We start from the raw sequence: 19,335 nt of genomic DNA, 5'->3' as shown, positions 1-19,335 counted from the left end.
GCCCCTCAGCGGCGCGGCACGTAGCGGCCGTCCTCCAGCCCCGCCTCGATCTCGAACCGGTTGGTGAGGGGGTCGCGGCCGGCGAACAGGTACAGCAGCGGCATGAGCATGCCGTAGCGCCGCCACTGCTCCCGGTGCACCGCTTCGTGGGCGAGCAGCCGGTCGTCGATGGGGCCGGTGCCCGTGAGGAAGCAGCCGCCGACGCAGACGCCACCGCGTCCGAACGTCACCTCGGGCATGCCGCGGAACACCCAGAGCCCGCCGCGGCGTTCGACCCGCCCCGTCGACCAGAGCGACCCCCACACGAACCCGAAGGCGGTGCCGGCCAGATACCCGAGGCGGCTGAGCGGGGAGTCGAGCAGGATGCCGGGGATCCACCGGTCCCACCGTCGCCCGCGGTCGAGGGCACGCTCCGCGCGCTGCTCCCATCCGGACGGAGGGAGCGGACTCACGCGAGGGCTCCCAGCAGGCGGAGGATCGTGCCGAGGTCCTCGACCGCGGCGTCCCGGCTCGCCGGGGCGAAACCCGCGACGGAGGCGCCGACCAGCGGCATCCGCTCTCGCAGTCGTCCGATCGCGGCGACGACCTGGGCGGGCTGGGCGCCGAACGGCACCGGTTCGAGCACGCCCGTGATCGTGGCCGGGTCGAGGACATCGAGGTCGATGTGGACGTACACCGCGTCGGCGCCGGTCGCGGCGACGGCGTCCGCGAGGGCCGCGGGGTCGGCGAGGGCGTCGGCGGCGAGCATCGTGACCGGCGAGGAGTCGAGCACGTCGGCCTCGCCGTCGTCCAGCGCGCGCGCCCCGACGAGGACGGTGCGCGCGGCGGCGGCGGGAGGCGCGTCCGTGAACGGACCCGGCGCGATCGCGGCGCGCAGGGCCATGCCGGCGAGGGCGCCCGAGGGCGAGGACGCGGGGGTGTGCAGGTCGCCGTGCGCGTCGAACCAGACGACGGCGAGGGAAGGATGCCGCGCGGCCGCGGCCGCGATCCCGGGCACCGCGACGGCGCAGTCGCCGCCCACGACGACGGCGGGCTCGTCGGCGCCGTCGAGCGCTTCGGCGATCGCATCGCGCACGCGGGTGAGGGTGCTGAACCGACGGATGCCGGTGCCGAGCGCCTCACCTGCTTCGGCGGGGACCTCGATCCGCGTGAGCGCGGACCGGGGGAGGTCGTCGGCGATCGCCTCGGCGCCGTCGATGAGGCGCATCGCGCGGGCGGACGGCGAGCCCTGCCACTGCGGGGCGACGACGAAACGGGTCATGGACACCTCCGGGGAGCAGGACGGCGCCGGACCCGAGGGCCCGGCGCCGTCCGTGCGGATGGGTTTACTGCTCGATCGCGCCGGCGTTGCCGCCGGTCTTGAGCGCGGCCAGGCGCGCCTCGACCTCGGTCAGCTCGCCGATGTCCTCGAGCTGGTTGAACTGCGCGTCGATCGACGACGCCGCGATCTCGGCCTTGCCGGCGGCGAGGGCCTCCTGGCGACGGACCTTGTCCTCGAAGCGGCCGAGCTCGCTCGTCGGGTCGAGCACGTCGATCGACTTGACGGCGTCGTGCACCTTGTTCTGCGCCTCGGCGGTCTTGGCGCGCGCCAGCAGCTCGGAGCGCTTCGAGCGCAGCTGGTCGAGCTTCTGCTTCATGCCGTTGAGGCCGTCCTTGAGCTTCTCGACGACCTCGGTCTGCGCGGCGATCGAGGGGGCGATGGCGCGGGCCTCGTTCTCCTCGCTGATCTGGCGCTGCAGGGCGATCTTGGCGAGGTTGTCGAACTTGTCGGCATCCGTCGTGTTCCCGGCGGCGCGCAGCTCGTCGGCCTTGCGGCTGGCGGCGATGGCCTTGTTGCCCCACTCGGCGGCGGCCTTGACGTCCTCATCGTGGTCGCGCTCGAGCAGACGCAGGTTGCCGATGGTCTCGGCGATGGCCGTCTCGGCGTCGGCGATGTTGTTCGTGTAGTCGCGGACGAGCTGGTCGAGCATCTTCTGCGGGTCCTCGGCGGAGTCGAGGAGGGCGTTGATGTTCGCCTTCACCAGAGTCGAGATGCGGCCGAAGATGGACTGCTTTGCCATCGTGTTTCCTTTCCTAGCGGGAGGTCGTGAGGTCGAGGTCGGTGGGGAGGTCGTGGCCCTGCGGCGTCGGAAGATCAGAAGCGACCGCCTCCTCTGCGGGATCGGGAGCCGCCGCTGGAGCGTCCGATGGATCCGCCGCTGCGACCGCCGCTGCGCCGGGAGGAGCCGCCGCCGAACCCGCCGAACCCGCCGGAGGAGCGACGGGACCCGCCGCCGCTGAGGAGGGATCCCATGATGATGCCGCCCAGCATGCCGCCGAAGTCGCCTCCGCCGCCAGCATTTCCGCCGCCGGCGAACGACCCCACGTCGCTCTGCGCGCGCCGTGTCGCCTCCTCCGCCAGGCTCGCGGCGCGCTGCGCCAGGGCGAGCGCCCGTTCCGGGTCGCCGTCCTGCGCCTGCGTGGCCTGCACCAGCGTGGCTCCGGCCTCGGCGAGCCGGGTGCGCGCGGTCGCTCCCACGGCGCCGCGACGGGCGGTGATGAAGTCCTCCGCGGCGGAGATCTGCGCCCTCGCCTGCAGCAGGGTCTGCGAGAGCACGCTGCGAGCGCGGTCGGCGCGCTGCTGCGCTTCGCGGACCTGGCCGAGCGCACCGTCGATCGCGGTGTTCGCGCGCTCGAGCAGGGTGAGGGCCGAGAGCGGGTCGCGATGCGCGCCCGTGAGATCCTCGCGCGCCGCGTCGAGGTTCTGCCGCGTGGCGGCGATGACGGGGGCGAGGCGGGCGTCGGGATCGGGTGTCGCCGCCGCGGCCGCGAGATCCGCTTCGAGCTCGGTGACGAGGGCGGCGCCGTCGCGTTCCGCGGCCTCGAGGTCGGCGGCGAGCTTCGTGATCGCGTCCTGCAGTTGGGCCGCCTGCGCGACGGCTTGCTCGGCCGCGCGGATGCCGACGGCCGCCGCAGCGCCGTCGCCCGCCGCGACCTCGCGTTGCGCCTCGGCGAGCCGCGCGTCGGCGAAGGTCAGCCGGTCGCGCGCCTGGTCGGGGTTGTCGGCGACGGCGCTCAGCGCCTCTGCGCGGTAGGCGGCGCGGAGCTGCGTCAGCCGGGCGTCCGAATCCGCGGCCCGCGCGCCGACCTCGGCGCGGCGCTGCTGCACGCGGGCGAGCGCCTCGGGGGCGTTCGCGGCGAGGTCCCGCAGGGCTTCGAACGCGCCCGCCTTCTCCGCCAGGGCCGCTTCGGCGGCGCGCGAGCGCTCGAGGATCTCCTCGTACCAGGCGCGGCGCTGCTCGGGGGAGTCGGGCGTCTCGTCATCCATCTTCTGCTGCAGGGCGAACGCCTGCTGCAGCGAGGCGCGCGCCGCGGCGATCGCCTGTTCGAACTCGCCCGTCGCGGCATCTCCGAACTCCGCCTTCGCGAAGCCGAGCTCCTGCGCGCTCGTCGAGATGGCGTCGTCGGTGCGGACCAGGGCTGCGCCGGCCTGTCGCTCGAGCTCCTCCAGCGGGACCTGGGCCTTGCCGGATGCCGCACCCGCCCCGCGGCGTCGACGCCGCACGAGCGCCCACACGACGAGGGCCGCCAGCGCAGCCACGACGATCACCACGACCCAGACGAGTCCGCCGCCACCGCCCCCGGACCGGGCCTCCTGGAGCCCGTCGGCCGCGGCGGTGCCGGCGCCCGCCCAGTCGCGGTCGCTCAGGGCGGGGAGCACGCGTTCCTGCTCGATGCGTGCGACGGCGTCCGGGGAGATCGGGCCGCTCGAGTCGGCGGAGAGGTAGTACGCGCGCCCCTCGGTCGCGACCGCGAGGAGGTACTGGTTCGGACCGAGGTTGTTGCGTTCGGCGGTCGCGTCCGCCCAGTCCTCGGCGCTCGACGGATCGGTGAAGTCGTCGACGTAGACGACCCACAGGCCGAGGCCGGTGTCGTCCTGCAGCTGCGCGAGACGGGCGTCGAGGCGGGCTTCCTGCGCGTCCGTGAGGACGTCGGATGCGTCGAGCACACGGGTCTCGTCGAGGGTGACCGGCTCGGTCGCGGCGGCCGGTGCGGCGACGGCGGCGCCGAAGAGGACCGCGAGCGACACCGCCACGACGGGCGTCAGGCGGGATCGCATCGTCCAGACCTCCGGGAGTCGCTCGAGTGCGGTCGGAACCGCCTGTCGCGAGTCTATGCCGCGACCCGTATGCCTCGGTACCGGCATCCGACCGGAGCGCCTGTGCGTTCGCTCTGTGTTCCTCCTCTAGGCTTCCCGATTCGGAGGTGCCGATGGACGACCGGTATGGAAGCGACGTGCTCGCCGCGGGATGGCGCGACAAGGGGCGGCCCACGGTGGCGACGGTCCCCGCCGAGCGGGGTCTCGTCGTCGAGGTCGCGCTGGACGACTTCGTGGGTGCCGTGACCGGCGTGACGGCGGGCCACGTCGAGCTCGAGGACCGGCACGGCCGTGTGCGGCTGTTCCCGATCGGCGGCGGGTTCCTCGTCGACGGTCGGCCCGTTCACCTCGTCCCGCCCCGCGCCGCAGCCCCCGCGGGACGGACCCGCACCGCATCCGGGTCCTTCGCAGACCCGCAGGCGCGGGCGCGCGTCGCCCGGGCCTCGCGCATCCTCGTCGAGGGTCGCCACGACGCCGAACTCGTCGAGAAGGTCTGGGGCGACGACCTCCGCATCGAGGGGGTCGTGGTCGAGTACCTGCAGGGCGTCGACCTGCTGGAGGATCTGCTCCGCGCCGAGCCGCCGAGTGCGGAGCGTCGCTACGGCGTGCTCGTAGACCACCTCGTCCCGGGGTCGAAGGAGACGCGCATCGCCGAGCAGATCCTGCGGGGTCCGCACGGACCGTTCCTGAAGATCGTCGGACATCCCCACATCGACGTCTGGCAGTGCGTGCTGCCGCGCGCGGTCGGCATCGCCGCCTGGCCGGAGGTGCCGCGGGGGATCGAGTGGAAGAAGGGCGTCAGCCGCGCCCTCGGCTGGCCGGCCGAGGACCAGACCGACATCGCCCACAACTGGCAGCGCATCCTCGGGTCCGTCACGACCTACCGCGACCTCGACCCCGCCCTCCTCGGCCGCGTCGAGGAACTCATCGACTTCGTGACCGCATGAGCGGGCGACGCAAGGGCCGGCCCGCGGGGGCGCGGGACACCGCGGGATACCCTGGTCGCATGCCCGACCCCGATGCGCCCGAGGCCGCGCCGCGCTTCCGTGACAAGCCGGTGTCGTTCGTGCGGCGCAGCGGACGCATGAGCGATGCACAGGAGCGCGCGTGGGACGAGCTCTCGGGCACGTACCTGCTCGAGGTCGAGCGGGATGCCGCGGCCACCAGCATCCGCCCCGGTTCCACGATCGACCCCGCCGCCGAGTTCGGCCGCGCGGCCCGGCTCGTCGTCGAGATCGGCTCCGGGCAGGGGCACGCGATCGTGCACGCCGCGGCGGCCGACCCCGCCACCGACTTCATCGCCGTCGAGGTGTTCCGCGCCGGGCTCGCCCGCACGATGCTCGACGCCGACCGTGAGGGCGTGCGGAACCTGCGGCTCGTCGAGGCGAACGCGCCCGAAGTCCTCGAGCACCTGCTGCCCGAGGCATCCGTCGACGAGGTGTGGATCTTCTTCCCCGACCCGTGGCACAAGACCAAGCACAACAAGCGCCGGCTCATCGCCGACGGATTCCCCGCGCTCGCCGCCCGCGCGCTGCGGGACGGCGGGGTGTTGCGGCTCGCGACCGACTGGGAGGACTACGCGCTGCAGATGCGCGAGGTCCTCGCCGGCGCAGAGCAGCTCGAGGCGACGTTCGACGGGGAGTGGGCGGCGCGGTTCGAGGGTCGCATCATGACCGCGTTCGAGCGCAAGGGCATCGCCAAGGGGCGCGACATCCGCGACCTGACGTACCGCCGCCGGCCGCGGACGCCGTGATGGTGCGCGCCGACGCAGGAGCACGTCCGCTCGTCGGTGTGCGCCTCGTGCCGGCGCTGCTCGTCTGCCTGGCGGCGCCGGCGTTCTTCGTGCTGCTGACGCCCTGGCTCGGCTGGATCCTGCTCGCCGCGGGGCTCGGGAGCGCTGCGCTGATGGAGCGCGGGCGTGGTGGTGAGGTCGTCTCGGTGGGGTCGACCCTCGAGTCGTCCACGCAGGTGGGCGTCGCCCGGACCCCGTCGCTCACGCGCGACCTCTCGCTCATCGCGATCGGGATGCTGATCGTCAGCGTCATCCCGTTGAAGGCCGAGCTCGACGACGCGGCGATGGTGCGCTTCACCCTGGCGCTGGGCGGCGCGGTCCTCGTGCCCTACCTCGTGTCGCGGTTCGTCTACCGGGACCATGCGATCCGGTTCCCCTGGCGCGGCGGCGGGCGGTGGACGCGATGGCAGTGGGCCTGGCTGGTCGCGGTCCTCGTGCTCGGCTGGCTGATCCTGCCGTTCTACTTCATCACGTCGGGCGTCTACGAGAACTGGCCCGTCGTGGACACACCCGACCTCATCGCGCGCCTGTTCGTCGGTGTCGGCGCGGTCGGCATCTGGGACGAGCTGTTCTTCAACTGCACGTGCTTCGCGCTGCTGCGCCGTCACTTCGCGGATGCGACGGCGAACGTGCTGCAGGCGATCGTGTTCGTCTCATTCCTGTGGGAGCTGGGATACCGCGCATGGGGTCCCGTGCTGACGATCCCGTTCGCGCTGCTGCAGGCCGTCATCTTCCTGCGGACGAAGTCGCTCGCCTACGTCGTGACGGTGCACCTGCTGTTCGATGCGGTGGTGTTCGGTGTGCTCGTCCACGCCCACAACCCGGGACTGCTCGACGCGGTCTTCCTCGTTCCGGCGCCCTGACCCGGGCCGTCAGGCGGGAGAAGCGGATGCCGTCGCGCGCGCCGACGTCGCGTGCGCGACACCCCAGACGACCAGGGCCATCGCCGCGACGGCGCTCGCCGCCATCAGCACGGCGCCGCCGGGGGCGTGATCGCCGCCGCCGATCATGAACGTGTCGGCGAGCGACATCCCGGGCCCGAACGAGGCCATGAAGTACGCGGGCGCGCCGCCGACGATGATCGCGAGGTAGGAGGCGGCCACGGCGCGGGTCGAGGCGTGACGGACGATGAGGGCCGGGACCAGGACGAGGAGCGCGAGGCCGACACCGACCGCGGCGAACACCCAGGGGACGGGGGTGAACACGGTCTCGCCGCGGGCTGCCGCCGTCTCGCGGATCTCGTCGAGGGTGAGTCCGGGTGCGGCTGCCAACGGGTTCCAGACGGCGATCTGGAGGACGAACACGGCGGCGTACGCCGTGACGGCCACGGTCCCGAGGATCGCGAGGAGGGTGCGGAACGATCGCGGCGTCATGGCCCGAGCCTGGCACGGGTCGGGCGGCGGCGGTACCTCGGGTCGCGCATCCGATCGAGGGTGTCAAGCCCTGCAATCGCGTCGCGCCCCGGTGCGAGCCTGGCGGAAAGACGAAGGAGGGCCTCATGGCCGATGAGAAGGATCCGCACGCGACACTCATCGACCTGCTGCCGAAGTTCCGCTTCGCGATGGTCACCACGATGAACGAGGAGGGTGCCCACACGGCGCGGCCGTTGACGGTGCAGGATCGCGAGTTCGACGGCGACCTGTGGTTCATCGTCGGTCGTGACTCGTCCGTCGTCGCGCATGTCGCCGCCCGTCCTCAGGTCGGCGTCGCGCTGAGCACGAACGACGCGTGGGTGTCGATCGCGGGCAACGCCGAGGTGGTCGACGACCTCGCGCGATTGCGTGAGTACTGGTCGCCCGCGGTCGAGGCGTGGTTCCCCGACGGCCCCGAGGACCCGAACGTCACGATGCTGAAGATCGATGCGGTGTCGGGGGAGTATTGGAGCAGCCCGGGAGGGGTCGTCGCCTCGGTGGTCAGCCTCGTCAAGTCGAAGATCACGGGTGAGCCGTACGAGGGGCGCAACGCGACCGTCGACCTCTGAGCGTCCCCGGCGCATCGGGTCTGTCAAGGCCCTGAGCGGGACGAGGGCGGCTGCGTAGCGTCGCCGACACGTGACCGACAACGACCGGAAGGACTGCGATGAGCGACACGAACGGCTCGGACGAGCACAACACGCAGGGTGTCCCCGACGAGAGCGCTGACGCCGACACCGCGTCCGGCGGATCGCCCGACGAGAACCCGCCCGTCACGACGGACGAGGACGGAACCCCCATCGAGAACCCGTCGGGCGGCTGAGTCCGCCCGACGCAAGGCCTGCCGTCGCACGAGGATGTCCGCCTTCGTGCGACGGCAGTTCCGTGTGCGGGCATCGCTGAGCCGACGCGGATGCCGCGCCCCGCCGCGCCTGGTGTCAGAACAGGGCGAGCAGGGACGCGCCGAAGGTCACCAGGAGGGCGACCGGGACCACGAGCAGACCGATCGCCGCGATGCCGATGGCGACGATCGTGCCGAGCACCGACAGCACGGCCGCCGAGGCCGCGCCACCTGCGCGGGCGACGGAATGCGAGCGTGTGGAGAGGGTCGCGGTAGCCATACTCCGACGCTACGAACCGGCGCTCGCCGGCGCGTCCGCCGCGAGGGTGGCCGGGGTCATCCTCGGGGATGATGTCGGCCGCTAGAACGGCGGTGGTCCGGGTGGGTCGGTGGCGAAGGTGGGGATGCGGCGCTCGGGCCTCACGAGGTAGACCCGGCCGGCGGGTGAGGTCCATTCGAGTGCGCCGCCGGGTTTGGCTCTGACCTGCCAGTCGGAGTGGTGTTTGAGGGTGTGGTGCCCGCGGCACAGCGGGGCGAGGTTGTCGGCGGCGGTGGTCCCGCCGTGGTGCCAGTCGATGGTGTGGTCGAGGTCGCACCGGTCCGCGGGGATGCCGCAGCCGGGTGCCATGCATCGGGCGGCCCGCCAGGTGACGAGCCGTCGGAGGTCGGCGGGTGGCCGGTACTGCTCGCGCCCGACAGAGAGGACGACCCCGGTTTCGGGGTGGGTGAGCACCCGCATCCACCCGGATGCTGCTCCGCAGAGTTCGCGGGCGCGGTCGAGGGGGATCGGGCCGATGCCGTCGACCTGCGCGGCCGGGCCGTCGCCGGTGAGAAGGGTCAGGGCGGGGACGGTGATCGCGACGGTGGGGCGGATCCCTCGCGCGGAGTCGGGGAGCGCGTCGGTCTCACCGTCGAGGAGCAGGTCCCCGAACACATCGGCGCGCTTCTGATCCAACGTCCGCTCATCGTCGAGCGTCTTCGCGATCGCGGTGAGCCTGCCGGCGATCGCGTGTGCTTCGACTGCGGGCAGGTGCGCGGTCAGCCACGCCATCCCATCCACCCCCGCATCCACCCGCACGTATCGGTGCGCGACGGCGGCGGCGTGCTGTTCGGCGAGGGTCGCTTCCTGCTCGCGGTCGACGATGCGTTTCATCGCGCGCCGGAACGGCCCGGTCGGGAGTTCTTCCGCGAGGCTCAGCACCTCAGACACGAGCCCCGCGGTCACGTCGTCGAGCTGATCGAACCCGTCGACGATGATCGTCGCGTGGGTGTCGGTGATGTCCGCGCGGCTCATCGCCTCCCACACCTTCGGGTACCGACGCAGCAGCGCGTGCCCGACACCCATCAACCGTCCCGCGGCGTGCTCGGTGATCCGCAACGCGGCGGCGACCTCGAGCCGCACCGACCGTTCCACGAACGCGACCGGCTCCTCCCGACGGCGCGCGTGGGCGATCGCGTCATCCCACAGTTCGACGATGCACGCGTACCGTTGCGCGGCATGGATGGTCGCCATATCCGCGCACATCACCACCCAGTCCAGGGTCGTCGGGATCCCCTCCGGGACCTCATCGCGACGATCGGCTGAACTGGACATAGTCCCAGACTAGGAGGGGGTTCCGACATCGATTCCGGCACGGTGCCACCCCCCGGCGTGGAAGGATCGGGGCATGCAGACGCCTCTGGGGATCGATGGGTTGGCCAACGCAAGAGACCTCGGTGGGCTCGAACGGATCGACGGTTCCCGCACGCCGACCGGCGTCTTCATCCGGGCTGAGACGCTCGACCGTGTGACCGACGCCGGGTGGGATCGCCTCCGAGCGCACGGCTTGGGAACCATCGTCGACCTCCGCCGTCCGAGTGAACGAACGGCGTCCGTCCCCCGCGACATCGCCGTCCGGCACGTCGATCTCGACGGGAACGAACGGCACTTCTGGGAATCTCGGGAGAAGGACGGGCAGTGGGGAACTCCGCTGTACTACCTGGACCACGTCGGGGAGCTGCCGCATCGGCTCGCGGGTGCCCTCGAGGAGATCGCGCGAGCCCCTACGGGCGGCATCCTTTTCCACTGTGGCGCAGGCTGGGATCGGACCGGCCTGCTGGCTGCGGTCCTGCTGAAGGCCGCCGGTGTGACCGAGGATGCCGCGACCCGCGACTACCTCTCGTCGTTCGCCAACGCCGTGGCCATGGCGGAGCTCCACAGCCGTTCGTTCGACGTCGCTGAGCGTCTGAGCGTCCTCGACCGCTTCGGGCATACGCCGGAGTCCGCGTTCCGCGACATGTACCGCCGGCTCGATCTCGGCGCGTGGCTGAGCTCGTACGTCGACGGCGACACCGCCAGGGCCATCACGACGTGGCGCGGCGCCATCGCCTCTGCACCGGGTCTGCAGGCAGCCTCGATAGACTCGGCGGCGGGCCCCGACCAGGCCCCCGGACGAGGGTTCAGTACCCGGTGAGCGACAAGACTGGCCAGGAGGTCAGTGATGTTGTCGTGGATCGTTCTCATCGTCGCCGGGATGCTCGAAGCCGTGTGGGCCACCGCGCTCGGGCGCTCCGAAGGCTTCACGAAGCTGTGGCCGACGGTCACCTTCGGTGTCGCGCTCGTCGCCAGCATGGGCGGTCTCGCCTTCGCGCTGCGCGAGATCCCCACCGGGACGGGGTACGCCGTGTGGGTCGGCATCGGGGCATCCCTCACCGTGGTCTGGGCGATGGTGACGGGCGCCGAGTCGGTCTCCGTGGTGAAGATCCTGCTCATCCTCGGCCTCGTCGCGTGCATCGTCGGGCTCAAGCTCGTCTCGGATTGACGCGCCGCGCTGTCAACCCCGGGCATCCGCGCGAGCGTCGCGTTAGCGTCACGTCCACAGAGGACACCGACCGACGGAGGGCGACATGACCGGCGACGACCGCAGCATCGATGACAACGCGTACGAGGGGCCGGATGTGGAGCTCCCCACCCACGACGGCGCGGTACCGGGCGGCGTGCCGCCATTCGGCCATCCCGCCCACCCGGACGAGGACCAGGACGCGCGCGAGGACTGAGGTCCCGTGGAACGACGAAGGGGACCCGGCGCGATGCCGAGTCCCCTTCGCTTCCGTGTGCCCCCGGAGGGATTCGAACCCCCGACTTCTGGTACCGGAAACCAACGCTCTATCCCCTGAGCTACGGAGGCGTACCGATCGAGACTATCACCGGTGCGGCCGCTCCCGCGCGCACGTCCACGCCGTCGCCTAGCCTGAAGCGATGACCTCCTCCGCTCCCGCCCCGACCGCGCGGGAGCAGCTCGTCGGCCTCGTCGAATCCGTCGCGAGCGGCGCCGCCCAGCCGGGTTTCGAGGTGCTGCGTTCGATGCCGGAGGTGCCGGGTGCCCGGCCGGCGGCGGTGCTCATCCTGTTCGGCGTCCTCGACGAGGTGCCGGCCGACCGCGACGCGGCCGAAAATGCCGTCTCCCGCGATCTCGACGTGCTGCTGCTGTCCCGCGCCGAGACGCTGCGCGCCCACCCGGGACAGGTCGCGTTCCCCGGCGGACGCGTCGATCCGGGGGATGCGGATGCCGTCGCGGCATCCCTCCGCGAGGCGTGGGAGGAGACGGGGCTCGAGGTCGACGGGGTCGACGTCCTCGGCACGCTCGAGCCGATCCCGCTCGAGTTCTCCCGCCACCTCGTGACACCCGTGGTCGCGTGGTGGCGCCGCCCGTCACCCGTGCGCGTCGTGGACGAGGCCGAGTCGGCGGACGTGTTCCGCGCTCCCGTCGCCGATCTGCTCGACCCCGCCCACCGGGGCGTCACCGTTGTGCGGAGCGACCGGGGCGAGTTCCGAGGGCCCGCGTTCCTCATCCCGACACCTCGCGGCGACCGCCTCGTGTGGGGGTTCACCGCCATGATCCTGGCGGGCCTGTTCACCCGGCTCGGCTGGGAGGAGCCGTGGGATGCGGGCCGCGTCATCCCCCTGCCGGGTCAGAACGCGTAGAAGTTCGCGTAGTCCGACAGCAGCAGGTCGGTCGCATCCTCCGGGACGAGGTAGGCGACGAGACCCTCGACCGTCTCGCCCTCGGCGATCGTGCCCTGGTCGACCAGCAGCGTCGTGTCGTCAGGCGGCACGACGTACGCACTCGGGTAGCTCATCCCGTCCGGGGTCGCGACCGACAGGTCGTACGACGCGTACGACGCCTCGATGCCCTCGGGATCGAGTCCCGTCACCGTCATCTCGACGAGGACGTACCGCATGCCGGTGATGTCCCTCTCGTTGTAGGCGTTCCACCCCAGGATCTCGTCGGTGGCGTCCTCGTCGACGAGCCGGACGTCGGCACGGTACTCGTCGCGCGACGACGGACCCGCCACGTACGGCAGGGGGAGCGGGTCCTCCAGGGACCCGGGACCGGTCTCGGGGGCGTACGGCTCGAAGCCGCGGTCCGAGGGGGATGCCTCGGGTGCCGGTGCCGCGCCCGCATCGGGATCGCTGTACGACGGGCTCGGTGCCCAGATCAGGGAGCCGATCGAGATCGACACGATGAGCGCCCACGCCAGTCCGAGGCCGGAGAGGACCGTGCCCGTCACCGCGAGCGCCTTGCGCTGCCGGCGGACGAGGGCGATCACGCCGATGACGGCGCCGGTCAGGGCGATGAGGAGTCCGAGGAACGGGATCCACGCCGACAAGAAGGCCGCGATGCCGAGCACGAGTGCCGCGACCGCCCACCCCTGCGGCGCGCTCGGCGCCAGGACGGGGCCGCCGTACGGTGCGTACCCCGCCGGCGGCGCTCCGTACGGTGCCGGCGGCGCTCCGTAGGGCGCGTGCGGCGGCACCGGGCCGTACGCGTGCACGGGACCCTGCGCCGGAGGAACGGCGGCGGCGTCGGCGGGGAGGAACGGGGGAGCGGCGTGCCACGCCGCGCCGTCCCAGTAGCGGAGTTCGTTGCCGGCGTGCGGAGCCGGATACCACCCGGGAGGCGTCGTCTCGCTCACGTCCGTGTTCCCCCTCGTCGATGCATCGGGAGCCCACCGGCCCCTTCCACGTCGAGCGTACAAGCGCAAGGGGACGCGCCTCCGGGGCTGTCCACCGTAGCGTCGAGGCGGTAGGAAGGGAGCCCACATGGCACGCATCACGATCATCGGGGGACACGGGAAGGTCGCGCTGCTGCTTGCGCCGCTCCTGGTCGAGGCCGGACACGACGTCACGTCCGTCATCCGCAACCCGGAGCACGAGCAGGACGTCGCCCGCACGGGCGCCCGCCCGGTCGTCGCCGACGTCGCGGCATCCGATCTCGACGCCCTCATCGATCTGCTGGCCGACAGCGACGCGGTCGTCTGGTCCGCCGGCGCCGGTGGCGGCTCGCCCGAGCGCACCTACGCGGTGGATCGGGATGCCGCGATCCGATCGATCGACGCGGCCGTCGCCGCTGAGGCGCGCCGCTACGTCATGGTGTCCTACTTCGGCGCCGGGCCGGATCACGGGGTCGACCCGTCGGACGGCTTCTACGCGTACGCCGAGGCGAAGGCGGCGGCGGACGAACACCTGCGGGGCGCCGACCTCGACTGGACGATCCTCGCGCCGTCAGCGCTGACCCTGGATGAGCCGACGGGGAGGATCGACGCCCGCTCCGACGAGGGGACCTCGGTCCCGCGTGCGGACGTCGCCGCCGTGATCGCGGCGGTGCTGGCGGAACCGGCCACGATCGGACGGACCGTCTCGTTCAACACCGGCGACGTGCCGATCGCCGAGGCCATCCGGCCGTGAGAGGTCAGGGCCGGACGGGCGCCGACTCGTCCTCGGCCGGGGCGACGGCGTCGGTGCTCGCGCTGCGGTCGACGAGCGCCTGCTGAAGCCGCTCGGCGAGGTACGCGTGACCCCGGTCGGAAGGATGCCGCTTGCCGGCGCCGACGTCGATCACGTCGAGGTAGTTGGCGGGGGTGACCCACTGCTCCTGGAGCGGCGAGATGTACCACCAGTGCCGGTCGGCGGCCGCCTTCTGGAGGTCGCGGTCGATGCGGGCGGTGCCCTCGTCGATCGGGAACTGGTGCGGGGTCGGCCCGAAGATCACGATCTGCGCGTGCGGGTACAGCCGGGCGAAGACGTCCCAGGTGGCGTCGACGGCCTCGCGGTAGCCGCGCTCGCCCTGCTGACGGTCGTTGATGGAGCCCTGGATGATGATCAGGTCGTAGTCGGCGGCCGGGTCGAGCCACTTCGCCCGCGTGCGGAAGTCGGGACCGTCCCACCCGGGCTTCATGTAGCCCGAGCCGCGCACGCCGTCGACGGTCACGTCCCATCCGGTGAGCCGCCCGAGGCGGTACGCGTAGCCGTCCGTGGGGACGGTCGCTGCCGCGCCGTAGGTCCAGGAGTCGCCGAAGACGAGCACGTCGGGGTCGGCGGGGAGCGAGAGCGGCTCGACGGTGGAGACGCCGTCCGATGAGGAGGCGGCGTCGACGGCGGAGATGCTGCGCCACGGCTGCCACGCGGCGAGCGCGACGATGGCGGCGACTCCGACGGCGATGATCCCCAGTCCCCACCCCCGAGCGCGTCGTTCAGAGGTCATGCGACGAGGGTAAGCGATGATCCCCGAACTCGCCGAGCACGATCTTCACCGTGGGAGGATTGCTCGGTGCAGCGTGTCGTCACGGCGGAACTCGACCTCGACCTCGAGGGCGAGCTCGACCTCATCCTCTCCGTCGCCGTGGCCGCCGGCACTCCGCTCGCCCACGAGCGCCTCCGCATCCTGCGGAACGGCGAGGATCTGCCCGCCGTGACGGTGACGGATGCCGTGGGCACGCGGTTGCACCGCCTCCGTGTGGGGGCGGGCCCCGTCCAGGTGCGGTACGAGGCGCGCGTCGACGGGCCGCTCGCCGTGGCTCCGGCCTCCGATCTCGACACCGCCGTCTACCTCCGGCCGAGCCGCTACGCCCCGTCGGACTCCGTGTTCGCGCAGGCGCGCCGCCAGTTCGGTGGGCTCCGCGGCACCGACCTCCTCGCCGCCGTCGAGTCCTTCGTCGCCGAGACCGTGACCTATTCGCCCGGTCTGTCGCTCGGCACCGACTCGGCCGTCACGACGCTCGCCACGGGGCAAGGCGTCTGCCGCGATTACGCGCACCTCGTCATCGCGCTCCTGCGGGCGATGGACGTCCCCGCCCGCTACGTCGCGTGCTACGCACCGGGTCTCGTCCCGATGGACTTCCACGCGGTCGCCGAGGCGTGGATCGACGGGCGCTGGCTCGTCGTCGACGCGACCCGGCTGTCGAACCGTCGCGGGCTGGTGCGCATCGCGACGGGGCGGGATGCCGCGGACTGCGCCTTCCTCAGCTATTACGGGGCGAACCTGGCGCTGCGACGGCTCGTCGTGGACGCGCGCATCGACGCCGACGGCGCGGTCGCCGCCGCGGCATCCGATCCGCAGCAGGACGATCGGGCAGCGCTGGTCTCGATCGGGTGATTAGGGTGATGCGTAGGACATCGGGGAGGTGCGGGTGAAAACCGCAGATGACGCCATTCGGCGAGCGATCATCGAGGACTACCGCGTGCTGGGCGAGGCCCCGGAAGCGGACCTCCAGGGCCTGGTGCAGCTGGCCGCCACCGTGTGCGGCGTCCCCACCGCGGTCATCAACCTCATCGACGATCGGTTCCAGCATCAGATCGCGGCGGTCGGCATCGAGCCGGCCGTCTGCAGCCGCGAGGACTCGATGTGCGCGGTCGTGTTCCGCAAGCCGGGTCACACCGTCGTCACCGACGCGAGCCTCGACGAGCGTTTCGCGGGCAATCCGTTCGTGACCGGGGAGATCGCCAACGTCAAGTTCTACGCCTCGAGCCCGCTCATCACCCCGATGGGGGTGCCCATCGGCACCATCTGCATCTTCGACGAGGTGCCGCGTGAGCTCCCCGAGGACGAGAGCGCGGCGCTCGCCCTCATCGCGCGCCAGATCGTCGACGTGCTCGAACTGCGACGCATCACGCGGGAGCTGGGGGAGTCGAACGAGCAGCTCGAGAACTTCGCGGCGCAGGTCGCGCACGACCTCCGCAACCCGCTGACCGCGCTCACCGGCTACATCGAGCTCGCCGCGGACGTCCCCGAGGTCGCAGGTCTCCCCGCGGCGTCGCGCGCGCTCGCCCGCGCCGAATCGGTCGCCGACAGAATGTCGGGGATGATCGCGCGGCTGCTGGACTACGCGCGCATCGGCGGATCGCCCATCCGTCGTACCGCGGTCGACGTCGAACCGCTCGTCGCCTCGACGATGGAGGACCTCCGCAGCGCGGGCGAGGACAACGGTGCCGAGGTGACGGTCGAGGCATCCGTCCCCGTCCAGGCCGACCCGACCCTGGCAAGCGTCCTCGTGCAGAACCTCGTCGGGAACGCGGTCAAGTTCGCCGGGACCGGCGGTCGCCTCCCGCGGGTCGTCGTGTCGGTCGGAACGGTCGCGTCCGGCGTGCGCATCGTCGTCGACGACAACGGCCCGGGTGTCCCGGTCGCCGAGCGGGAGCTCGTGTTCGAGCCCCTCGAGCGCGGATCGAATGCCGAGGCCCCGGGCTGCGGCATCGGCCTCGCGACGTGCCGTCGCATCGTCGAGTCCCACGGCGGCCGCCTCGGGATAGACGACTCGCCGCTCGGGGGAGCCCGCATCTGGGTCGTCCTGCCGTCGGCGTGAGGACCTCCCGACCGTAGACTTGTCGGGTTATGACTCCCGACGCCCTCTCCGCCGCCCTCCTCGCCGTCGTCCTCCCGCTCGTCGAGGCGCGACGACCCGGCGCCGGTGAGGCGCTCACCGTCGCCGACTTCCCGGTCGAGCGTCCGAAGAACCGCGATCACGGCGACTGGGCCTCCAACGCCGCCCTGAAGCTCTCGAAGCAGGTCGGAGCGAACCCGCGCGAGTTCGCGGCCGACGTCGCCGACGCGCTCGCCGCCGTCGACGGGATCGCCTCGGTCGAGGTCGCCGGTCCCGGGTTCATCAACATCCGACTGGATGCCGCCGCCGCCGGCGCGCTCGCGAAGACGATCGTCGACGCCGGTGCGAGCTTCGGACACGGGCGCGCGCAGGCGGGCAACACGATCAACCTCGAGTTCGTCAGCGCGAACCCGACCGGTCCCATGCACATCGGCCACACGCGGTGGGCGGCGCTCGGCGACGCGATCGCGCGTCTGCTGCTGGCCAGCGGCGCGACCCTCGTGCGCGAGTTCTACATCAACGACGCCGGTGCGCAGATGGATCGCTTCGGCCGCTCGGTCCTCGCCCGCATCGAGGGCAAGCCGACGCCCGAGGACGGGTACGCCGGCGCGTACATCGACGACCTCGCGACCCGGGTCGCCGCCGCCGAGCCGGGTCTGGGCGACCTGCCCGAGGCCGAGCGCGTCGCGGTGGCCCGGGACAAGGCCTACGAACTGCAGCTCGCGGAGCTCCAGGCATCCCTCGAGAAGTTCAACGTGCACTTCGACGTCTTCTTCAGCGAGCGCACGCTCCACGCGAAGAAGCCGGACGGCGGCCCGAGCCTCGTCGACGAGGCCGTCGACCGCCTCCGCGCGCAGGGCCACGTGTTCGACGCCGAGGGTGCGGTCTGGGTGCGCACGACCGACTTCGGCGACGACAAGGACCGCGTCATCCGTCGGTCCAACGGCGAGTACACCTACTTCGCCGCCGACGCCGCCTACTACTTGAACAAGGGCGACCGGGGCTTCGCGCACAAGATCTACCTGCTCGGCGCCGACCACCACGGGTACGTGCACCGCCTCAAGGCGCTCGCGGGGGCCGCCGGCGACGACCCGGAGAAGGACATCGAGGTGCTCATCGGGCAGCTCGTGTCGGTCAACGGCGCGCGCCTGTCCAAGCGCGCGGGCAACATCATCGAGCTCGACGACCTGCGCGAGTGGCTCGGCACGGACGCGCTGCGGTACTCGCTCGCGCGCTACCCGGCCGATTCGCCGTTGACGCTCGATCCCGAGATCCTGCAGAAGCGCACCAACGACAACCCGGTGTTCTATGTGCAGTACGCCCACGCGCGCACGCACAACGTCGCTCGGAACGCCGCGGACTCCGGCGTCTCGCGCGACGCATTCGCGCCCGAGCTGCTCACGCACGAGACCGAGTCCGCTCTCCTCGGCGCCCTGCAGGAGTTCCCGCGCCTGGTCGCCTTCGCGGCCGAATTGCGCGAGCCGCACCGCATCGCGCGCTACCTCGAGGAGCTCGCGAGCCTCTACCACCGCTGGTACGACTCCTGCCGTGTGACGCCCCTCGGCGACGAGGAGGTCACCGACCTGCACCGCACGCGTCTGTGGCTCAACGACGCCACCGGCCAGGTGCTGCGCAACGGTCTCGACCTGCTCGGCGTGAGCGCGCCCGAGCGGATGTGACATGACGACCGTCACGGCGCCCCGCCGACGTCGCCGCGGCTGGGTCGTGGTGATCGTCGTCGTCGCGGTGCTCGCCGCCCTGGTGGTCGCGGCGGAGTTCGCGGCGCGGGCGATCGTGCCGCAGGTCGTCCGCTCGCAGCTGATCGAGAACCTCGGCCTGCCTGCGGACCAGGCGATCGACGTCGAGATCCCCGGGCTCGTCCTGCCCCAGCTCGCCGTCGGCAGCATCGCTCAGATGAGCGTGTCCGCCGACGACGTCGACGTCGAGGGGATCTCGGGCGATGTCCGGGTCGACATCCAGGATGCCCCGGTCCGGGGCGGCGACTGGAGCAGCGCCCGCGCCGTCGTCGTGCTGGACGAGGACCAGGTGCGCACGATCTTGTCACGGGTGGACGGTTTCCCGGTGGACGCCTTCCGCCTCGCGCCCCCAGGGGTCGCCCTCGATACGGAACTGAACCTGTTCGGGGCCGCCATCCCGCTGGGTGTGCGCCTGTCCGCGGCCGCGGAAGACGGCGACCTCGTCCTCTCGCCGACGACCTTCCGGCTCGGCGACGTGGACGTGAGCGCCGACGCGCTCCGCGAGCAGGTCGGGCCGCTCGTGGGGTCTTTCGCACAGAGCTGGCCGGTGTGCCTCGCGCAGTACCTGCCGCGGGCGCTCACGCTGACGGGCGTCGCCGTCGAGGAGCGCGGGGTCGTCGCGACGTTCGACGTCGACAGCGCGATTCTCCGCGACGAGACCGCGCAGCAGCCCGGTTCCTGCTCCGACGCCTTGTAGCGTCACGGGGCCGGGGGCGGCGGCCGGGGTGCCCTAGACTGTGGGCACCGTCGGGGCG

At 72.1% G+C, this 19,335-nt stretch carries 22 protein-coding genes, 1 tRNA gene, 1 pseudogene and 1 riboswitch; of the genes and pseudogenes, 14 read left to right on the top strand and 10 right to left on the bottom strand.

Annotation, left to right across the window (positions count from 1 at the left end; genetic code table 11):
• Nucleotides 1–5: 5 nt before the first annotated feature.
• From Q9S36_RS05530 to Q9S36_RS05515, 4 genes are all read right to left on the bottom strand, one after another.
• Complete coding sequence (locus Q9S36_RS05530) at nt 6–452, bottom strand: Fe-S oxidoreductase (RefSeq protein ID WP_311284257.1); 447 nt, start codon at nt 450–452, stop codon at nt 6–8.
• Complete coding sequence (locus Q9S36_RS05525; protein ID WP_311284256.1) at nt 449–1,261, bottom strand: arginase family protein; 813 nt, start codon at nt 1,259–1,261, stop codon at nt 449–451. Before Q9S36_RS05525 ends, Q9S36_RS05530 begins: the two co-directional genes overlap by 4 nt.
• Nucleotides 1,262–1,325: 64 nt before the next feature.
• A complete protein-coding gene (locus tag Q9S36_RS05520) occupies nt 1,326–2,060 on the bottom strand; it encodes a PspA/IM30 family protein (RefSeq protein ID WP_217531150.1) in 735 nt (244 codons plus the stop codon).
• Nucleotides 2,061–2,134: 74 nt separating this feature from the next.
• Nucleotides 2,135–4,099, bottom strand: coding sequence for a TPM domain-containing protein (locus Q9S36_RS05515; RefSeq protein ID WP_311284255.1), 1,965 nt, complete (start codon nt 4,097–4,099; stop codon nt 2,135–2,137).
• Between the two features lie 152 nt (nt 4,100–4,251).
• Between Q9S36_RS05515 and Q9S36_RS05510 the strand changes: the two genes are divergently transcribed.
• The 3 genes from Q9S36_RS05510 to Q9S36_RS05500 are packed head-to-tail and all read left to right on the top strand — an operon-like array spanning nt 4,252 to nt 6,793.
• Complete coding sequence (locus tag Q9S36_RS05510; RefSeq protein ID WP_253035775.1) at nt 4,252–5,085, top strand: DUF3097 family protein; 834 nt, start codon at nt 4,252–4,254, stop codon at nt 5,083–5,085.
• A 59-nt stretch (nt 5,086–5,144) separates the two neighbouring features.
• Nucleotides 5,145–5,891: a tRNA (guanosine(46)-N7)-methyltransferase TrmB gene (trmB, locus tag Q9S36_RS05505; RefSeq protein ID WP_311284254.1), complete on the top strand. Its 747-nt coding sequence runs from the start codon at nt 5,145–5,147 to the stop codon at nt 5,889–5,891.
• Entirely contained in the window at nt 5,891–6,793 is a 903-nt protein-coding gene (locus tag Q9S36_RS05500) for a CPBP family intramembrane glutamic endopeptidase (protein ID WP_311284253.1), read from the top strand. The genes trmB and Q9S36_RS05500 overlap by 1 nt, the downstream gene beginning before the upstream one ends.
• A 9-nt stretch (nt 6,794–6,802) precedes the next feature.
• Here Q9S36_RS05500 and Q9S36_RS05495 read toward each other — a convergent pair whose 3' ends face one another.
• Entirely contained in the window at nt 6,803–7,303 is a 501-nt protein-coding gene (locus Q9S36_RS05495; RefSeq protein ID WP_311284252.1) for a hypothetical protein, read from the bottom strand.
• Nucleotides 7,304–7,428: 125 nt separating this feature from the next.
• On the opposite strand from Q9S36_RS05495, the gene Q9S36_RS05490 reads away from it, so the two are divergent.
• The gene (locus tag Q9S36_RS05490; RefSeq protein WP_311284251.1) at nt 7,429–7,911 is read left to right on the top strand and encodes a pyridoxamine 5'-phosphate oxidase family protein; all 483 of its coding nucleotides are present in this window, start codon (nt 7,429–7,431) and stop codon (nt 7,909–7,911) included.
• 98 nt (nt 7,912–8,009) lie between these two features.
• On the top strand, nt 8,010–8,165 hold the full coding sequence (locus Q9S36_RS05485; protein WP_311284250.1) for a hypothetical protein: 156 nt from the start codon (nt 8,010–8,012) through the stop codon (nt 8,163–8,165).
• Nucleotides 8,166–8,280: 115 nt separating this feature from the next.
• On the opposite strand, the gene Q9S36_RS05480 is transcribed toward Q9S36_RS05485, so the two are convergent.
• Nucleotides 8,281–8,463, bottom strand: a complete 183-nt coding sequence (locus Q9S36_RS05480) for a hypothetical protein (RefSeq protein WP_311284249.1) — start codon at nt 8,461–8,463, stop codon at nt 8,281–8,283.
• A gap of 81 nt (nt 8,464–8,544) precedes the next feature.
• Nucleotides 8,545–9,777, bottom strand: coding sequence for a DUF222 domain-containing protein (locus Q9S36_RS05475; protein ID WP_311284248.1), 1,233 nt, complete (start codon nt 9,775–9,777; stop codon nt 8,545–8,547).
• Nucleotides 9,778–9,850: 73 nt separating this feature from the next.
• Between Q9S36_RS05475 and Q9S36_RS05470 the strand changes: the two are divergent.
• The 3 genes and pseudogenes from Q9S36_RS05470 to Q9S36_RS05460 all read left to right on the top strand — a co-directional run.
• Nucleotides 9,851–10,447 (top strand): annotated as a pseudogene (locus Q9S36_RS05470) (tyrosine-protein phosphatase); the annotation flags it as partial.
• A 143-nt stretch (nt 10,448–10,590) separates the two neighbouring features.
• Nucleotides 10,591–10,654: riboswitch (guanidine-III (ykkC-III) riboswitch) on the top strand.
• Nucleotides 10,655–10,666: 12 nt separating this feature from the next.
• A complete protein-coding gene (locus Q9S36_RS05465) occupies nt 10,667–10,984 on the top strand; it encodes a multidrug efflux SMR transporter (protein ID WP_217531235.1) in 318 nt (105 codons plus the stop codon).
• 85 nt (nt 10,985–11,069) lie between these two features.
• Nucleotides 11,070–11,219 carry a hypothetical protein gene (locus Q9S36_RS05460; protein WP_311284247.1) on the top strand — a complete coding sequence of 50 codons (150 nt, stop codon included), beginning with the start codon at nt 11,070–11,072 and terminating at the stop codon, nt 11,217–11,219.
• A gap of 58 nt (nt 11,220–11,277) precedes the next feature.
• Here Q9S36_RS05460 and Q9S36_RS05455 read toward each other — a convergent pair.
• A tRNA-Arg gene (locus Q9S36_RS05455) sits at nt 11,278–11,350 on the bottom strand.
• Nucleotides 11,351–11,421: 71 nt separating this feature from the next.
• Between Q9S36_RS05455 and Q9S36_RS05450 the strand changes: the two genes are divergently transcribed.
• A complete protein-coding gene (locus Q9S36_RS05450) occupies nt 11,422–12,147 on the top strand; it encodes a CoA pyrophosphatase (protein WP_311284246.1) in 726 nt (241 codons plus the stop codon).
• On the opposite strand, the gene Q9S36_RS05445 is transcribed toward Q9S36_RS05450, so the two are convergent.
• Nucleotides 12,135–13,139 (bottom strand): DUF2510 domain-containing protein, encoded by a 1,005-nt coding sequence (locus Q9S36_RS05445; protein ID WP_311284245.1) that lies wholly within the window; start codon nt 13,137–13,139, stop codon nt 12,135–12,137. The two genes, Q9S36_RS05450 and Q9S36_RS05445, sit on opposite strands and share 13 nt — an antisense overlap.
• A gap of 127 nt (nt 13,140–13,266) precedes the next feature.
• Between Q9S36_RS05445 and Q9S36_RS05440 the strand changes: the two genes are divergently transcribed.
• Nucleotides 13,267–13,911, top strand: a complete 645-nt coding sequence (locus Q9S36_RS05440) for an NAD(P)H-binding protein (RefSeq protein ID WP_253035765.1) — start codon at nt 13,267–13,269, stop codon at nt 13,909–13,911.
• A gap of 4 nt (nt 13,912–13,915) precedes the next feature.
• On the opposite strand, the gene Q9S36_RS05435 is transcribed toward Q9S36_RS05440, so the two are convergent.
• Nucleotides 13,916–14,707, bottom strand: coding sequence for a GDSL-type esterase/lipase family protein (locus Q9S36_RS05435; protein WP_311284244.1), 792 nt, complete (start codon nt 14,705–14,707; stop codon nt 13,916–13,918).
• A gap of 66 nt (nt 14,708–14,773) precedes the next feature.
• Here Q9S36_RS05435 and Q9S36_RS05430 point away from each other — a divergent pair, with 66 nt between their 5' ends.
• Genes Q9S36_RS05430 through Q9S36_RS05415 form a run of 4 tightly spaced genes read left to right on the top strand, consistent with a single transcriptional unit; the run spans nt 14,774 to nt 19,277 of the window.
• Complete coding sequence (locus tag Q9S36_RS05430) at nt 14,774–15,598, top strand: transglutaminase-like domain-containing protein (protein WP_311284243.1); 825 nt, start codon at nt 14,774–14,776, stop codon at nt 15,596–15,598.
• A 34-nt stretch (nt 15,599–15,632) separates the two neighbouring features.
• Entirely contained in the window at nt 15,633–16,805 is a 1,173-nt protein-coding gene (locus Q9S36_RS05425) for a GAF domain-containing sensor histidine kinase (RefSeq protein WP_311284242.1), read from the top strand.
• A 29-nt stretch (nt 16,806–16,834) separates the two neighbouring features.
• On the top strand, nt 16,835–18,502 hold the full coding sequence (locus Q9S36_RS05420) for an arginine--tRNA ligase (protein WP_311284241.1): 1,668 nt from the start codon (nt 16,835–16,837) through the stop codon (nt 18,500–18,502).
• Between the two features lies 1 nt (nt 18,503).
• A complete protein-coding gene (locus Q9S36_RS05415; RefSeq protein WP_311284240.1) occupies nt 18,504–19,277 on the top strand; it encodes a DUF2993 domain-containing protein in 774 nt (257 codons plus the stop codon).
• Nucleotides 19,278–19,335: the final 58 nt, after the last annotated feature.

Source organism: Microbacterium sp. ARD31 (assembly GCF_031844425.1).
Note: the sequence above shows the minus strand (reverse complement) of the source record. Positions and strands in the feature narration are given on the sequence as shown.

Bases quoted from the DNA above. Each gene is read 5' to 3' on its own strand.
- Q9S36_RS05525 (WP_311284256.1), bottom strand. From the start codon at position 1,261: ATGACCCGTTTCGTCGTCGCCCCGCAGTGGCAGGGCTCGCCGTCCGCC.
- Q9S36_RS05520 (WP_217531150.1), bottom strand. From the start codon at position 2,060: ATGGCAAAGCAGTCCATCTTCGGCCGCATCTCGACTCTGGTGAAGGCG.
- Q9S36_RS05515 (WP_311284255.1), bottom strand. From the start codon at position 4,099: ATGCGATCCCGCCTGACGCCCGTCGTGGCGGTGTCGCTCGCGGTCCTC.
- Q9S36_RS05510 (WP_253035775.1), top strand. From the start codon at position 4,252: ATGGACGACCGGTATGGAAGCGACGTGCTCGCCGCGGGATGGCGCGAC.
- trmB (WP_311284254.1), top strand. From the start codon at position 5,145: ATGCCCGACCCCGATGCGCCCGAGGCCGCGCCGCGCTTCCGTGACAAG.
- Q9S36_RS05500 (WP_311284253.1), top strand. From the start codon at position 5,891: ATGGTGCGCGCCGACGCAGGAGCACGTCCGCTCGTCGGTGTGCGCCTC.
- Q9S36_RS05495 (WP_311284252.1), bottom strand. From the start codon at position 7,303: ATGACGCCGCGATCGTTCCGCACCCTCCTCGCGATCCTCGGGACCGTG.
- Q9S36_RS05490 (WP_311284251.1), top strand. From the start codon at position 7,429: ATGGCCGATGAGAAGGATCCGCACGCGACACTCATCGACCTGCTGCCG.
- Q9S36_RS05485 (WP_311284250.1), top strand. From the start codon at position 8,010: ATGAGCGACACGAACGGCTCGGACGAGCACAACACGCAGGGTGTCCCC.
- Q9S36_RS05480 (WP_311284249.1), bottom strand. From the start codon at position 8,463: ATGGCTACCGCGACCCTCTCCACACGCTCGCATTCCGTCGCCCGCGCA.
- Q9S36_RS05475 (WP_311284248.1), bottom strand. From the start codon at position 9,777: ATGTCCAGTTCAGCCGATCGTCGCGATGAGGTCCCGGAGGGGATCCCG.
- Q9S36_RS05460 (WP_311284247.1), top strand. From the start codon at position 11,070: ATGACCGGCGACGACCGCAGCATCGATGACAACGCGTACGAGGGGCCG.
- Q9S36_RS05450 (WP_311284246.1), top strand. From the start codon at position 11,422: ATGACCTCCTCCGCTCCCGCCCCGACCGCGCGGGAGCAGCTCGTCGGC.
- Q9S36_RS05440 (WP_253035765.1), top strand. From the start codon at position 13,267: ATGGCACGCATCACGATCATCGGGGGACACGGGAAGGTCGCGCTGCTG.
- Q9S36_RS05435 (WP_311284244.1), bottom strand. From the start codon at position 14,707: ATGACCTCTGAACGACGCGCTCGGGGGTGGGGACTGGGGATCATCGCC.
- Q9S36_RS05420 (WP_311284241.1), top strand. From the start codon at position 16,835: ATGACTCCCGACGCCCTCTCCGCCGCCCTCCTCGCCGTCGTCCTCCCG.
- Q9S36_RS05415 (WP_311284240.1), top strand. From the start codon at position 18,504: ATGACGACCGTCACGGCGCCCCGCCGACGTCGCCGCGGCTGGGTCGTG.